Origin of the sequence: Micromonospora sp. NPDC049044 (assembly GCF_040649215.1) — a bacterium.
In the GTDB taxonomy this organism is placed as follows: Bacteria; Actinomycetota; Actinomycetes; order Mycobacteriales; family Micromonosporaceae; genus Micromonospora.
Window position 1 is genome coordinate 95,018 of sequence record NZ_JBEZFA010000026.1, and the last position, 14,069, is coordinate 109,086.

Sequence of the window (14,069 nt, forward strand, 5' to 3'; positions counted from 1 at the left end):
TTTTCTGTCGCGACATGCCTGAGCAGGGCCGCCTACCCAGGGAAGCACACACCGGCACAAGCCGGTGTGCTTGCGCTCACAATACGCGGCGTCACAACCGCCTTTCCTTGGCGGCCACTGCCAAAAGCTCCTCGGCGTGGGCGATACCCAAATCTGAATCGGGCAAACCGGCAAGCATCCGGGCCAACTCCCGGGCGCGCTCGGTGTCCTCCACCACCCGCACCCCGCTTGTCGTCACCGCGCCGCCGGTGTCCTTCGCCACCACCAGGTGCCGGTCGGCGAACGCGGCCACCTGCGGCAGGTGCGTGACCACCAACACCTGGTGGCTGCGGGCCAGCCGGGCCAACCGGCGGCCGATCTCGACCGCCGCCTGGCCGCCGACGCCCGCGTCCACCTCGTCGAAGACCAGCGTGGGCGGGCCGCCAGAGCCGGCGAAGACGACCTCGATGGCGAGCATCACCCGGGACAACTCACCGCCGGACGCGCCCCGCTGCAACGGCAACGACGGAGCGCCCGGGTGGGCCAGCAACCGCAGCTCCACCTCGTCACCGCCGTCCGCGGTGACCCCCACCTCGACACCGTTCACCGACAGCGTCGGCTCGGCGCGACCAGCCGGGCGGGGCAGCACCGCCACCTCGATCCGCGCGTGCGGCATGGCCAACCCGGCCAGCTCGACGGTGACCTGGTCGGCGAAGCGGATCGCCGCCTCCTGCCGGGAGGTGGACACCCGCCCGGCCAGATCGGCCACCTCGACGGCGAGCCGCTGGCCGTCCCGCTCCAACTCGTCGAGCAGATCGTCGGAGGTGTCCAGGTCGGACAGTCGGGTGCGGGCCCGATCGGCCCAGGCGATCACCCCGTCGACATCGTCGGCGTACTTGCGGGTCAGGGCGCGCAGCGCCGCCCGCCGCTCGTAGACGTGCTGCAACCGGGCCGGGTCCGCGTCGAGCGTCGCCAGGTACGCCGACAGCTCCGCCGACACGTCGGTGACGAGCGTGGCCGCCTCCTCCAGGCGGGCCGCCAGCTCACCCAGCGCCGGGTCGGTGCCGGACTGCGCCTCCAGGGTCCGCCGGGCGGTGCCGAGCAGCGCCGCCGCGTCCGGGGCCTCGTCGGTGGCCTCCACACCACCGGCGACGCACTGCTGGGCGATCTGCGCGGCAGTGCGCAGCCCCTCGGCGTGCTCCAGCCGCTGCGCCTCGGTCTTCAGCTCGTCGTCCTCACCCGGCTGTGGGTCGACCCGGGTGATCTCGTCGAGGCCCAGCCGCAGCAGGTCGGCCTCCTGGTTGCGCTCGCGCGCGTTGCGCCGCCGGTCGGCCAGGTCGTCGACCACCCGACGCCACCCGGTGTACGCCTCGCGCAGCACGTCGAGCAGCTTCTCGTGCGCGGGCCCGGCGAAGCGGTCCAGCGCGGCGCGCTGCTCGGCCGGGCGCAGCAGCCGCAGCTGGTCGGACTGGCCGTGCACGGCCACCGCCTGCTCGCCGACCTCACCGAGCATCGACACCGGCATGCTCCGGCCACCGACGTGGGCGCGGGAGCGCCCCTCCACCGTGACAGTGCGACTCAGCAGCACCGAGCCGTCCTCGTCGGGCTCGCCACCGGCCTCGGTGATCCGCGCGTGCACGGCGTCGGCGACCCGCCCGTCCAGGCGCAACCGTCCCTCGACCACCGCCCGCCCGGGTTGGGCGCGGACCCGCCCGGCGTCGGCCCGACCTCCGAAGAGCAGGCCGAGGCCGGTCACCACCATGGTCTTGCCCGCACCGGTCTCGCCGGTGATGACGTTCATGCCGCCGGTCAACGGCAGCGTGGTGTCCTCGATGACGCCCAGTCCGGTGATGCGCAGCTCTTCCAGCACAGCCACCGACAGTAGACGCGAGGCCCGACAGTTGACCAGCCGACGGGCCCGGGTGAGGCCGCCACCCGGCCGCCGTACAGTTCTGCCCCGTGTTGGATGTGATCGGCCTGACCACGGCTGAGGAGGAGCTCTACCGCTGCCTGCTGCAGCTCACCACGGCCCGCATCGACGAGTTGGTTCGCCGGTTGAACCGACCCCGCGACCAGGTCGTCGCCCAGGTCGGCGCGCTGCGCGCCAAGGGCCTGGTGCAGCCCACCGACGACGACCCGGACGCGCCGCTGCGCCCGACCGCCCCGGACGTCGCCCTCGGCGGGACGCTCCTGCGCCGCCAGGAGGACCTGGAGGCGGCCCGCCGACGGGTCACCCAGCTGGCCGAGGAGTACCGGTCCGGGTTGCGCAGGCACCACGTCGACCACCTCGTCGAGGTGATCGCCGGCGCCCGGGTGCTCCGGGACCGGCTGCGCGATCTGCAGAACGCGGCACGTACCGAGGTGCTCTGGTTCTGCCGCGCCAACCCCCTCGCCATGGCCGGCCCGGAGAACGTGGAGGAGTTCGACGCGCTCGCCCGAGGGGTGAGCTACCGGGCCATCTACGAGCGTGACCTGCTGCTGGAACCGGGCGCGTTGGCCGACCTGGCCAAGGGTGTCGCCGCCGGGGAGCAGGCCCGGGTCCTGGACCGGCTGCCGGTCCGACTGGCCATCGTGGACGCCCGCATCGCCATCTGCCCGCTGGTGCCCGACCGCGACGGCGGCGAACCGAGCGCCGCAGTGATCGGCCGCAGTCAACTGCTCGACGCGCTGCTCGCCCTCTTCGAGAGCCACTGGCGGGTGGCCACCCGGTTGCGGCTCGACGATCCGCTCGCCGCCGCGACACCCGACGCGCGGCGCCCGGATCCCACCGACCACCAGTGCGACGGTTATCAGCCGGACGCCGACGAGGCGCGGCTGCTGTCGCTGTTCGTGGCCGGCGTACCGGACAAGTCCATCGCCTCCCAGCTCGGGGTGAGCCGGCGGACCGTGCAACGGCGGATCGCCGACCTGATGTCCGCCGCCGGGGTGGACACCCGCCCCGGGTTGGCGTTCCAGGTCGCCCGACGCGGCTGGCTCTGACCCGGCGGGGGCCGCCGTCGACGGACGGCGGGCCCCCACCGGGCGGGACGGCTGAGCCGCCCCGCCCGGATCAGGTCAGCGCAGCCCGTACGCCTGGAGCACCGTCTGCTCGACGCTGTTCCCGGCCCGGTCCGTGGCGTGCACCCGCAGCGACACCGTGCCACGCCCCGCCGGCACGGTCGCCGTGTACCGGGTGCCCGACCCCGAGGTCGGCGCGTTCCGCCAGGTGACGCCCCCGTCGAAGGAGACCTGCACCCGGACGCTGGTGCCGGTCGGCGCGGGCACCCCGGCCGGCTGGCGCAGCGTCACGCCCACCTTGTGTGGCCGGTTGCCCGGCACCGTGCCGAGCAGGTCGGCCGGCACCCGGTAGTCGACCTGCAACAGCGACAACGGGGTGGCGGCGTCGCCCGCCGGTCGGGCCGAGGTGAACTCCCAGGCCGTGTCGGTCCGGGTGGCGTAGGCCCACTCGGCCGAGGACCGTTTCGTGCTCAGCTCCAGCCGGTAGCGGGCCCGCGCCGCGGTGGTGGGCACCGGGGCCCACCCGCCGGACAGGTCGGCGAGCGGCTTCCCGTCCCGGCTGACCCGGACCTCGACGGTGTCCGACTCCTCACTGCCCCCGGCCGGGCCGTAGTGCCCCTCGGCATCGACGAACTCCGGCACCCGCAGGTCCAGCGTGTCCCCGGTACGCGTGGGCACCGGCACCGCGCCGCCGGCCGGCACGGCCGGCCGGATCACCGGGGCGTGCCAGGTCTCGCTCACCCGGTCGGCAGCGGAGTACCGCCGGGGCTGCTCGGCCAGACCACCGGTCAACCGCCCGTCGCCCATGAACGTAATCTTGTGCATGACCTGGTGCTGCCACCAGGAACCGTCGGCGCTGACGAACTCCTGCCGGGTGCTGCCGGCACGTACCAGCCGCTGGTTGTCGTTCCAGGAGGTCTCCTGCCACGGCCGCCAACCGAAGCGCTGCTCGCTTGCCCACTCGCCGCCGACACCCGCGTAGCTGGCGGTCACCTCGGCGGTGTTCTGCGCGGTGACCTTGTGGATGATCCGCTCCGGGACCCGTCCCTTCGAGACCTGCCACACGTCGTACAGGTAGGGACTCTGCACCGTCAACGTCAGGTCCAGCGTCGTGCGGCCCTTCCGGGCCGCCGCGATCACCTGCTGCCCGTCGTCGTACGCCACGGCCAGCGCCGGGATGGGCAGCCGGTCGCCCAGCGGGGTCCAGGACGTCCACGCGCTCTGGTCGGCCGGGCGGACGATGAGCGCCACCTTCGCGCCGGCGGCTGCCGCCGCGGCGATCTGCTCCTCTTCCGAGGCGTCCGGGCTGGTGGTGAGCAGCGCCGCGGCGCCACGGACCCGGGCCAGCTCGGCGGGGGTGCCGGTGCCGGCCCAGACCAGCGGCAGCCGCTGCCGGTCCGACGGCGCCGGTGAGTAGCCCATCAGGTTGATGTTGAGCGGACCGGACACTCCACTGACCTTCGCGTCCACCATCGGCGCGACAAGCTGCCAGCGCGACGAGAACTCGAACTCGCCGGCGCGCACCGGGCGGGTCGGGGTGACGTTCACCTGTTGGATGGTGCTGAAGGTCATCACCCCGTGGTCGACCTGCCGGCCGTTGCCGAAGACCCGGTGCTCGTAGAAGCTGATCGTCGCCTGCTGCTCGGCGGGCTTCGGCGTCTCGATCCGCACCGGGGTGCCCTTGCGCGGGTCGAGCACCACGGTGAGGTCCCGGTCGACAAGCAACTCCGGGTCGGTGACCAGGGTGATCTGCTCGTCCAGCGGGGCACCGTGCTCGATGAGCGCCTCGAGCAGGTACGGGCCCTCCTCTACCTGCAGTTGCACCTCACCGCCGACCCAGCCGAGCCAGTCCGATTCGGGCTGCTCGCCGAAGAGGGTGAGCACCGACGCGAATCCCGGCTGGCCCTGCAGGTCGAGCGCCCGCACGGTCACGGTGTGCAGCGGGCCGCTGAGGGTGAGCGCGACAGCGGTGCGCACCGCGACGCCGTCCGCGCCGGTGGCCACCAGCCACCCGCCGTGCAGACCACGGTCCAACTTCGCCGGGTCGGCGCGCAGCGGCACGGCGACGCTGCCGCCGGCCGGCACTGTCACCTCGGTGCCGCCCAGGGCGACCCCGTCGGCCTCGGCCGCGCCGGTGTCCAGGTTGCGCAACTCCACTGCCAACCGCAGGGTCTGCGGCGTCGTGCTGCCGTTCGTGTACGTCACGGCCCGCTCGGCGACCGCACCGCCGGTGCTGAGCCGACCGAAGTCGGCGGTGCCCGACGCGTACACCCGCTGGCCGAACGCCCGGGCCACATCTACCCGGCCGCCGCCCTGCTCGAAGACGGTAAGCGCCGGGTTCGCCTTCGTGGTGCTCACCAGCGCGTCCTTGAGCATGCCGGCGGTCCAGTCGGGGTGCTCCTGCGCCAGGATCGCCGCCGCTCCGGACACGTGCGGGGTGGCCATCGAGGTGCCGTTCGCGGTCGTGTAGGAGTCGCCCACCGGCGTACCCATGCTGGTGCCGGCGGCCCGCGCCGCGACGATGCCGACGCCCGGCGCGGTGATCTCCGGCTTCAGGCCGTTGTCACCGAGCCGCGGGCCCCGACTGGAGAACGACGCCAGGTTGTCGTCGCGGTCCACCGCGCCGACGGTAAGCGCCGCGGCGGCCGCGCCCGGAGCGCCGACGGTACGCGCCGCGCCTTCGTTGCCAGCCGCGACCACGAACAGCGCCCCGGTCTCGGCGGTCAACTCGTTGACGGCCTGGCTCATCGGGTCGGTGCCGTCGGTCGGGGATCCGCCGAGGCTCATGCTCACCACCTTCGCACCGGAGTGGGCGGCCCACTCCATCCCCGCGATGATCGACGAGTCGGAGCCGGAGCCGCTGTCGTCGAGCACCTTGCCGATCAGCAACTGCGCGCCGGGAGCGACGCCCTTGCGTAGACCACCGGACGCCGCGCCGCTGCCGGCGATCGTCGACGCCACGTGGGTGCCGTGGCCGTGCCCGTCGCGGGGGCTGCCCAGGCCGGAGAAGTCCCGCGCCTCGGCGATCCGACCGGCCAGGTCGGGGTGGGTCGCGTCGACGCCGGTGTCGAGCACCGCCACCTTCACGCCGGTGCCGTCCCGGCCGGCCGCCCAGGCCGCCGGGGCGCCGATCTGCGGCACGCTGTGCTCAAGCGCCGGGTGGACCTTCCCGTCCAACCAGATCCGGGCGATGCCGCTGCCCAGTCGGGGCTCGGCGGTCGTGCGTCGGGTGTTCGGCGAGCCGGCGAGCGTGCTCCACAGGCCGCCGAGGTCACCCTTGCCGATCCGCAGCGCCGCGCCGTTGATGCTCGCCAGGGGGCGGGCGTCGGTGCTGCCGGCGAGCGGCCGGACCCGGCCGGCGGCCGGCTCCTGGTACCGCACGATGAGCGGCAGGTCGCCCTGCGCGGCGTCGCCATAGCCGTCGGCGGCCAACTCCTGCACGTCGAACAGGTGGGGATCGAGCACCCCCGCGGACAGGTACGGCATGACGTCGCTGGGCAGTACGCGCAACCCGCCGTCGACCTGCACCGTCTGGAAGGTGACCCGGTTGCGGCCGGGACCGGGGCGGACGCTGGCGGTGACCCGGCCGGGTGCCGCCCGCAGCAGGTCGACCTGGTCGCCGGTGATCAGGGTGATCCGAACGGGCGCGGCGCCCGAGGTGGGCGTGCCCGGTTTCGGGTTGGTGGGCCGGGCGGACGGGTCGGCGGACGCCGGTGCGGCGAGGCCGACCACCAACGCGCCGACCACGCCGACGGCGAGCCAGCGGGGGGACCAGTGCATGCGATGTGCTCCTCTACTCCTCCAGGCCCGCCATCCGTGGATGAGGGCCGATCGGAGTCTGCGTCGGAGCCTGTCACCAGGTCACTAGTCGCCAGCCGCCGCAGCGGCGACATGTCGTCAGGTGGACAACCGTCGTCCACCGACGGTGTACGTCGTCGTCACCGGCGGCTGCCGCGCCACCCGTGCACGGGAAGGCCGAACTTGGCGACCAGCCGATCGGTGAACGGGCGGGCCCGCAACCGCACGATGCGCACCGGCAGGGCACCTCGACGCACCGTCACCCGGGCACCGGGGGGCAGGTCGTAGACCCGCCGCCCGTCGCAGGACAGCACGGCGAGGGTGGTGAACGGGTCGACGGTGATCACGAAGGTGGACGTCGGGGCGGTGACCAACGGGCGGCTGAACAGCGCGTGCGCGCTGATCGGCACCAGGAGCAGCGCCTCCACCTCCGGCCAGACCACCGGGCCGCCCCCGGAGAACGCGTACGCGGTGGAGCCGGTGGGGGTGGCGCAGACGACACCGTCGCAGCCGTAGCGGGACAGCGGCCGCCCGTCCACGTCGACGAGCAGTTCGAGCATCTGCGCCCGCTCGCCCTTCTCGATGCTGATCTCGTTGAGCGCCCAGGACTCGATCGTCGGCCCACCGTCGAACTCGGCTGTCACGTCCAGGGTGAGCCGCTCATGGACCGTGTAGTTGCGACCGACGACATCCCGGACCGCGCTGTCCAGGTCGTCGATCTCCGCCTCGGCCAGGAAACCGACCTTGCCGAGGTTGATGCCGAGCAGCGGCGCCTTCGCCGGCCGGGCCAGTTCGGCGGCGCGCAGGAAGGTACCGTCCCCACCGAGCGCGAAGACGATCTCGGCGCCCTCGGCGGCCTGCGGGCCGGCGACCGGCACCACGCCGGGCAGGTCGAGGTCGTCGGCTTCGTCGGCGACCACCCGTACCTCGAAACCCGCGGCGATCAGGTCGGCGGCGACCGACCGGGCGTGCTCGGTGCTACGCCGTCGGCCGGTGTGGGTCACCAGCAGCGCGGTCCGGCTCATCGGGCCACCCGCCCGTCCGCACCGAGGCGGCGGCGCGCCACAGTCGGCCCGCCACCACAGTGGGCCATCGCGGTGCTCTCGCTGCACGCGTTCACCCTGCGACCTCCTCCGCCGCCACGTCCGGCACGTCGCCGGCCGTCGGGCCGTCCGGCCCGGCCGCCACCACCGTCCGTACCCGCTGCGGGTCGGCCGGTGGCGCGCCCCGGCGCAACCATACGAAGAACTCCACGTTGCCGCTCGGCCCGGGCAGCGGGCTGGCCGCCACGTCGGCCAGCCCGAGGCCGAGCCGCGCGGCAGCCGCCGCCACGTCAAGCACCGCTTCGGCGCGCAACTCCGGGTCGCGGACCACACCACCAGCGCCGACCCGGTCCTTGCCGACCTCGAACTGCGGCTTGACCATCAGCGCCAGGTCACCGTCGTCCCGGGTGCAGCCGGCCAGCGCCGGCAACACCAGCCGCAGCGAGATGAACGACAGGTCCGCGACCGTGAGGTCGACCGGCCCGCCGATCGTGTCCGGATCGAGGGTACGAACATTTGTGCGCTCCAGGACGCGGACCCGCTCATCCGTGCGCAGCGACCAGGCGAGCTGCCCGTAGCCGACGTCCACGGCCACCACCTCGGCGGCGTCGGCGCGCAGCAGCACGTCGGTGAAGCCACCTGTCGACGCGCCGGCGTCCAGGCAGCGCCGGCCGGCGACGCGCAGCCCGCCGGCACCGAACGCGGCAAGCGCGCCCGCGAGCTTGTGCCCGCCGCGGGAGACGTACTCCTCGGTCGGGTCCTCGCCGGTCACCAGCAGCGGGTCGGCGGGGTCGACCATCGCGGCGGCCTTGCGCGCGACGACCCCCCGCAGCTGGACGCGGCCGGCCTCGACAAGCGCGCCGGCCTGCTCCCGGGAGCGGGCCAGACCGCGGCGGACGAGTTCGGCGTCCAGCCGGTTACGACGTGCCATTGGTGGTTCTCCGGTCTGCTCAGGCCTGGTCGTCGCACTCAGGTCTGGTCGATGGTGGCGAGGGTTTCGCGCAGCGTCTCGTAGGCCGCCTCGTACTGTGCGATCTGATCGGCCGGGGCCAGCGTCGCCGCGTTGGCAATGGCCCGCACCGCGGCGTCCACGGCCGGATGCCGCGCCGCGTCGTCGCCGCCGTCGGGCGGTGGGCCGGGCGGAGCACCCACCGCCGGGCCGGGCCGCGCAGCACCACCCACCGGCGGGCCGGGACGGGCCGCGCCACCGGGCGGCGGGCCGGGACGGGCCGGGAACGGGCCGCCGGCCGGTGCACCGGGCTGGCTCATTCGGCGTCGTCCGGAGGCTGCTTGCGGACCGCCTTCTTGGCCGGCATGTCCGCGGGCGTGGGGGCCTCGTCGGCGGCGTTGATGCCCGCTTGCGGCTTCCCGGCGACGGCCTTCTTCGCGATTGCCTTCTTCGCCACGGCCTTCTTCGCGACGGCCTTCTTGGCCACCGGGGCACCCGCCGGGGAGTCGGTGGGCACCAGCCCTGCGCCGGGAGGCGCGGCAAGCGTGGGGTCGACCTGCGCCGGTTCGGCGGCGGCGGTCGACGCGGCGGCGGTCGGCACGGTGGGTGGCACGGTGCCCGGCTCCGCGGTGCCCGGCTCCGCGGTGCGCGCCTCGCGGAGTTGCCGTTCCAGGTCGTGCACCCGTCGGGTCAGCTCGGCCACCTCGTCGGCGGTGGCCAGCCCGACCGCGCCAAGGGCCCGGTCGACCTCGAAACGGACCAGCTTGGTCAACGCCTCGCGGTTGGCGGCACCTGTGGTGACCAGTTCCTCGCCGAGGGCCTGGAGCTGAGCGGCGGTCGCGCCGCCGGAGCCGACGAGCCGACGTGCAACGTCCTGGGCCTTTTTCCGGGGCGCTTCCGCGAGGCCCATGGCCAGTTCGAGGTAGGCGCGCCACGCGTCCTGCATGCCTGAGTCCTTCCACGGGGCGGGGTGTGCAGGTGTCACGCTACCGGGGACCCCGGACTGTGCCGTGCGGTACGGTGCCGAGGACGGCGTGGCGATCAACGAGGGGGCGATGTGGCCAGCGTGGACGAGTGCCGGCAGGCTTTGCAGGAGCTGGCCGCCCGGCTGGATCGCAATGCCGAGACGGTGCGCGAACGGATCGACCTGGACCGGACACTGGCCTGCCGGATCACCGATCTGGACACCGCGTTCCACGGCCGGATCACCGGCGGTCGGCTTGTCGAGTTGACCGACGGCGACGACCCCAAGGCCAAGATCGCGCTGAGCACGTCAAGCGACGACCTGCTCGCCCTGGTCCGCGGTGACCTGGACGTCACCAGCGCGGTGACCTCCCGCCGGGTGTCGATCAAGGCCAACCCGTTCGACCTGCTGAAGCTGCGCAAACTGCTCTGACGAACCCGGTCGCCCGACCCGGGGTCAGGCAGCGGCGGCCAGGCCGAAGCTCTCCACCGCATGCGCCGCGTCCGGGCCGATCGGGCGGATCTTCGGCAACGCCGGCTCCGGTGCCGCCCAGGCCACCGCGCAGAGCGCCGCCAGCGCGTCCAGTGGTCGCCCGGAGCCGGTCAGTTCCAGCGTGCCGTCGCGATCGGTCACGGACCAGCCGCCAGCGTCCGCCGCACCCGGGACCCGCACGGCGTCCGCCGGGTCGAAGAGCCCCGCCAGGTCCCTCGCCACGTACGTGGGACGCCGCTGCGGAGCGGCGGCCAGCAGATCCGGTACGCCGCTGACGCCGGTCAGTACGAGCAGGCTGTCCAGCCCGGCCCGGCGGGCACCCTCGATGTCGGTGTCCAACCGGTCACCCACCACCAGGCTCCGGCCACCTCCGGCACGCCGATCGGCGGTCTCGAACAGCGCCGACTCCGGTTTGCCGACCACCACGTCCGGGTCCCGCTCCAGCGCCGTCCGCAGTACCGCCACAAGCGACCCGTTGCCGGGTAGCGGACCTCGGCCACTGGGCAGCGTCCGGTCGGTGTTGGTGGCGATCCAGAGCGCGCCGGAGCGCACCGCGATCGACGCTTCGGCCAGTTCGGCCCAACCGACCTGGGGGCCGTACCCCTGCACCACCGCGGCCGGGTTCTCGTCGGCCTTGCTGACCGGGGTCAGGCCAACCGCGCGCAGCTCGGCACGGAGCGCCTCCGCCCCGACCACGAGCACCGGCGCGCCGGCGGGCAGCCGATCCCGCAGGAGTTCGGCCGAGGCCGCCGCGGAGGTGAGCACCTCCTCCGGCTTGGCCGGCACACCCATTCCGGTAAGCAGGTCGGCGACCTCGCTGGACCGGCGGGACGCGTTGTTCGTGGCGTACGCCACCGCCCGCCCCTCCTCGTGCAGCCGGGCTACGGCCTCGACGGCACCGGGGATCGGCCGGTCGATCAGGTAGATCACCCCGTCCAGATCAAAAACGACAAGGGTGTACCCGTCGACCAGCCGCTCCCCCGCGCCCGCGTTCACCGCTGCGTCGGCTCCGACTCGTCGCCCCGGACCGGGGCGGCTGCGTCGGCGTCGACCGGGGCGCCGGACGGCAGACTGTCATCGACAGCGACGCCCGCACCGGCGTTGCCGGCCTCGTCCGGGTGACGGTCCTCGTCCTCGCCGACGAAGTCGTCGCCGCCGGCCCGGCCGACGACACCGTCGGGCTCGTCGTCGTCGAAGTCCTCGTCGTCCTCGTTCTCGTCGTCCTCGTCTTCGTCGTCTTCGTCGTCTTCGTCGTCGTCCTCGATGTCGCGGTCGTCCTCGTCATCGCGGTCGTCTTCGTCGTCGCGGTCGTCTTCGTCGTCGCGGTCGTCCTCGTTCGCGCCGGTCAGGTCGGCGTCCGGTTCGGCCGGAACCGCCCCCGGAGTGCCCGGGCCCGCGGCGATCTCCTCGGCGGCTTCGTCCTCGTCGTCGCCCTCGATGACCACGCCGTCGAGTTCCAGCAGCCGCTCGGCGGCGTCCGTCTCGCCCTCGGTGTCCACGTCAGCGGCACGGGAGAACCACTCGCGGGCTTCCTCGCGCCGGCCCACGGCGAGCAGCGCGTCGGCGTACGCGTACCGCAGCCGAGCCGTCCACGGCACGGTGGCCTCGCTGGTGAGGTCCGGCACCTGGAGCATCGCCACCGCGGCGTCCTTCTGCCCGAGGTCACCCCGGGCGCCCGCAGCGACGATGAGCAGCTCGATCGCGACCGCCTGGTCCAACTTCTCCCGGTCCGCGCCGCGGAACAGGTCAATGGCCCGCTCCGGCCGGCCGAGCGCCCGCTCACAGTCGGCGAGCACAGCCAGGTGGCTCTGCAGACCACTCATCCGGTGGTACGTGCGCAGCTCGGCGATCGCCGACTGCCACTCCCCCGCGTGGTACGCAGCCAGGCCCACGGCCTCACGGACAGCGGAGATGCGTGACGCGAGCCGCCGGGCGGCCAGCGCGTGCGCCAGCGCCTCGGCCGGGTCCTCGTCAATCAGCTGACCCGTCGCCACCAGATGCCGGGCCACCGTCTCGGCGACCGGCTTGTTCAACGAGAGCAGCTCAGCGCGAACGTCCTTGTCGAGATCGGTCGCGACAATGTCGTCCGGCAGGGCCGGGCCAGAGTTGCGCGGACCGGCGTACGAGTCGGAGCCGCCGGCACGGTCGTCGCGACGGAACTCGCCCTCGCGACGCGGCCGATCGTCGGCCCGGGAAGCGCCCGCCCGGTCACCGCCCCGGTAGCCGCCCTCGCGGTCGCCACCACGGTAGCCGCCGCCCTCACGGGGCCCACTCGGCCGGGAGCCGTCTCGGTCACCGCCACGGAAGCCACCTTCGCGACGGTCACCACCGCGGAAGCCACCCTCGCGACGGTCACCGCCGCGGAAGCCACCCTCACGCGGGCCGCTGGAACGGGCACCGTCCCGGTCACCACCGCGGAAGCCACCCTCGCGGTCACCGCCACGGAAACCACCCTCACGACGGTCACCACCGCGGAAGCCGCCCTCACGAGACGCGCCGCCTTCGCGACGGTCACCGCCGCGGAAGCCACCCTCGCGCGGGCCGCTGGAACGGGCACCGTCCCGGTCACCACCGCGGAAACCACCCTCACGACGGTCACCGCCGCGGAAGCCACCCTCGCGGTCACCGCCACGGAAACCACCCTCACGACGGTCACCGCCACGGAAGCCACCCTCGCGGTCACCGCCACGGAAGCCACCCTCACGCGGGCCGCTGGAACGGGCACCGTCCCGGTCACCACCGCGGAAACCACCCTCACGACGGTCACCACCGCGGAAGCCACCCTCGCGACGGTCACCGCCACGGAAGCCGCCCTCGCGGGGTGCGCCGTCACGCGGCCCACTCGGCCGGGAGCCGTCCCGGTCACCGCCACGGAAGCCACCCTCGCGGTCACCACCGCGGAAGCCACCCTCGCGACGGTCACCGCCACGGAAGCCACCCTCGCGGTCACCACCACGGAAGCCACCTTCACGGTCGCCACCGCGGAAACCACCCTCACGCGGGCCGCTGGAACGGGCACCGTCCCGGTCACCACTGCGGAAACCACCCTCACGACGGTCACCACCGCGGAAACTACCCTCGCGGTCGCCACCGCGGAAGCCGCCCTCACGCGGGGCGCTCGAACGCGAACCATCACGGTCGCCACCGCGGAAGCCGCCCTCGCGGTCACCGCCGCGGAAACCACCCTCACGGCGGTCACCGCCACGGAAGCCACCCTCACGCGGGGCGCTCGAACGCGAACCATCGCGGTCGCCGCCCCGGAAACCACCCTCGCGGGAAGATCCGGAACGGTTGCGATCGCCGCCCTGGTAGCCGCCCTCACGACGGTCGCCAGCGCGGAAACCACCCTCGCGGTCGCCACCACGGAAGCCACCCTCACGCGGGGCGCTCGAACGCGAACCGTCCCGGTCGCCACCACGGAAGCCACCCTCACGCGGGGCGCTCGAACGCGAACCGTCCCGGTCGCCACCCCGGTAACCGCCCTCACGCGGGGCGCTGGAACGCGAGCTGTCCCGGTCACCACCACGGGACCCCGAGTCGCGGCCGCCGGCGTAACCGCCGCGGGTGCCGCCGCTGCTGTCGCGGTCTCCTCGGTACGGGGGCCGGTCTCGGTCATCGCGGCGCGAGCCGCGGTCGCGTCCGCCCGCGCCGTCAGTACGGTCTTCGTATCGACGGGGACGGTCTCCGCCCTGCGGTCCTGAACTCACAGGTACATCCTTCCTGATTGCGCCACCAATGGCGCTACGCAGTCGAGGGCCGACCCGGATGGGGCGGCCCTCGACTGGAAGATTGTCCGGCGGCGTCCTACTCTCCCACACCCTCACGAGTGCAGTACCAACGGCAGATA

11 protein-coding genes are annotated in these 14,069 nt (G+C 73.7%); 3 read left to right on the forward strand and 8 right to left on the reverse strand.

Features of this window, described 5'->3' with window-relative positions; all coding sequences use genetic code 11:
- Nucleotides 1-91: 91 nt before the first annotated feature.
- The gene (gene recN / locus AB0B85_RS21665; protein ID WP_357409995.1) at nt 92-1,849 is read right to left on the reverse strand and encodes a DNA repair protein RecN; all 1,758 of its coding nucleotides are present in this window, start codon (nt 1,847-1,849) and stop codon (nt 92-94) included.
- Between the two features lie 89 nt (nt 1,850-1,938).
- On the opposite strand from recN, the gene AB0B85_RS21670 reads away from it, so the two are divergent.
- Complete coding sequence (locus AB0B85_RS21670) at nt 1,939-2,958, forward strand: helix-turn-helix domain-containing protein (RefSeq protein WP_357409970.1); 1,020 nt, start codon at nt 1,939-1,941, stop codon at nt 2,956-2,958.
- Between the two features lie 75 nt (nt 2,959-3,033).
- Here the strand turns inward: AB0B85_RS21670 and AB0B85_RS21675 are convergent, their stop codons facing one another.
- The 5 genes from AB0B85_RS21675 to AB0B85_RS21695 all read right to left on the reverse strand — a co-directional run bounded on the left by AB0B85_RS21675 (nt 3,034) and on the right by AB0B85_RS21695 (nt 9,712).
- A complete protein-coding gene (locus AB0B85_RS21675) occupies nt 3,034-6,756 on the reverse strand; it encodes a S8 family serine peptidase (RefSeq protein WP_357409972.1) in 3,723 nt (1,240 codons plus the stop codon).
- A gap of 158 nt (nt 6,757-6,914) precedes the next feature.
- Nucleotides 6,915-7,799: an NAD kinase gene (locus tag AB0B85_RS21680; protein ID WP_357409974.1), complete on the reverse strand. Its 885-nt coding sequence runs from the start codon at nt 7,797-7,799 to the stop codon at nt 6,915-6,917.
- Nucleotides 7,800-7,890: 91 nt separating this feature from the next.
- The gene (locus tag AB0B85_RS21685) at nt 7,891-8,748 is read right to left on the reverse strand and encodes a TlyA family RNA methyltransferase (protein ID WP_357409976.1); all 858 of its coding nucleotides are present in this window, start codon (nt 8,746-8,748) and stop codon (nt 7,891-7,893) included.
- 38 nt (nt 8,749-8,786) lie between these two features.
- Nucleotides 8,787-9,086 carry a hypothetical protein gene (locus AB0B85_RS21690; RefSeq protein WP_357409978.1) on the reverse strand — a complete coding sequence of 100 codons (300 nt, stop codon included), beginning with the start codon at nt 9,084-9,086 and terminating at the stop codon, nt 8,787-8,789.
- Nucleotides 9,083-9,712: a hypothetical protein gene (locus AB0B85_RS21695; protein ID WP_357409980.1), complete on the reverse strand. Its 630-nt coding sequence runs from the start codon at nt 9,710-9,712 to the stop codon at nt 9,083-9,085. The genes AB0B85_RS21690 and AB0B85_RS21695 overlap by 4 nt, the downstream gene beginning before the upstream one ends.
- A gap of 111 nt (nt 9,713-9,823) precedes the next feature.
- Between AB0B85_RS21695 and AB0B85_RS21700 the strand changes: the two genes are divergently transcribed.
- Entirely contained in the window at nt 9,824-10,162 is a 339-nt protein-coding gene (locus AB0B85_RS21700) for an SCP2 sterol-binding domain-containing protein (RefSeq protein ID WP_088947517.1), read from the forward strand.
- A 24-nt stretch (nt 10,163-10,186) separates the two neighbouring features.
- Here AB0B85_RS21700 and AB0B85_RS21705 read toward each other — a convergent pair whose 3' ends face one another.
- Nucleotides 10,187-11,218, reverse strand: a complete 1,032-nt coding sequence (locus AB0B85_RS21705) for an HAD-IIA family hydrolase (RefSeq protein ID WP_357409982.1) — start codon at nt 11,216-11,218, stop codon at nt 10,187-10,189.
- Entirely contained in the window at nt 11,215-12,231 is a 1,017-nt protein-coding gene (locus tag AB0B85_RS21710) for a hypothetical protein (protein ID WP_357409997.1), read from the reverse strand. Before AB0B85_RS21710 ends, AB0B85_RS21705 begins: the two co-directional genes overlap by 4 nt.
- On the opposite strand from AB0B85_RS21710, the gene AB0B85_RS21715 reads away from it, so the two are divergent.
- Entirely contained in the window at nt 12,220-13,923 is a 1,704-nt protein-coding gene (locus AB0B85_RS21715; protein ID WP_357409984.1) for a hypothetical protein, read from the forward strand. The genes AB0B85_RS21710 and AB0B85_RS21715 overlap by 12 nt on opposite strands.
- The last annotated feature ends 146 nt before the right edge of the window (nt 13,924-14,069 follow it).

What these genes read in the sequence shown, in the direction of transcription:
- AB0B85_RS21690 (WP_357409978.1), bottom strand. Translation starts at nt 9,086, where the DNA reads ATGAGCCAGCCCGGTGCACCGGCCGGCGGCCCGTTCCCGGCCCGTCCC.
- AB0B85_RS21685 (WP_357409976.1), bottom strand. Translation starts at nt 8,748, where the DNA reads ATGGCACGTCGTAACCGGCTGGACGCCGAACTCGTCCGCCGCGGTCTG.
- AB0B85_RS21675 (WP_357409972.1), bottom strand. Translation starts at nt 6,756, where the DNA reads ATGCACTGGTCCCCCCGCTGGCTCGCCGTCGGCGTGGTCGGCGCGTTG.
- AB0B85_RS21680 (WP_357409974.1), bottom strand. Translation starts at nt 7,799, where the DNA reads ATGAGCCGGACCGCGCTGCTGGTGACCCACACCGGCCGACGGCGTAGC.
- AB0B85_RS21715 (WP_357409984.1), top strand. Translation starts at nt 12,220, where the DNA reads ATGCCGGGCCACCGTCTCGGCGACCGGCTTGTTCAACGAGAGCAGCTC.
- AB0B85_RS21695 (WP_357409980.1), bottom strand. Translation starts at nt 9,712, where the DNA reads ATGCAGGACGCGTGGCGCGCCTACCTCGAACTGGCCATGGGCCTCGCG.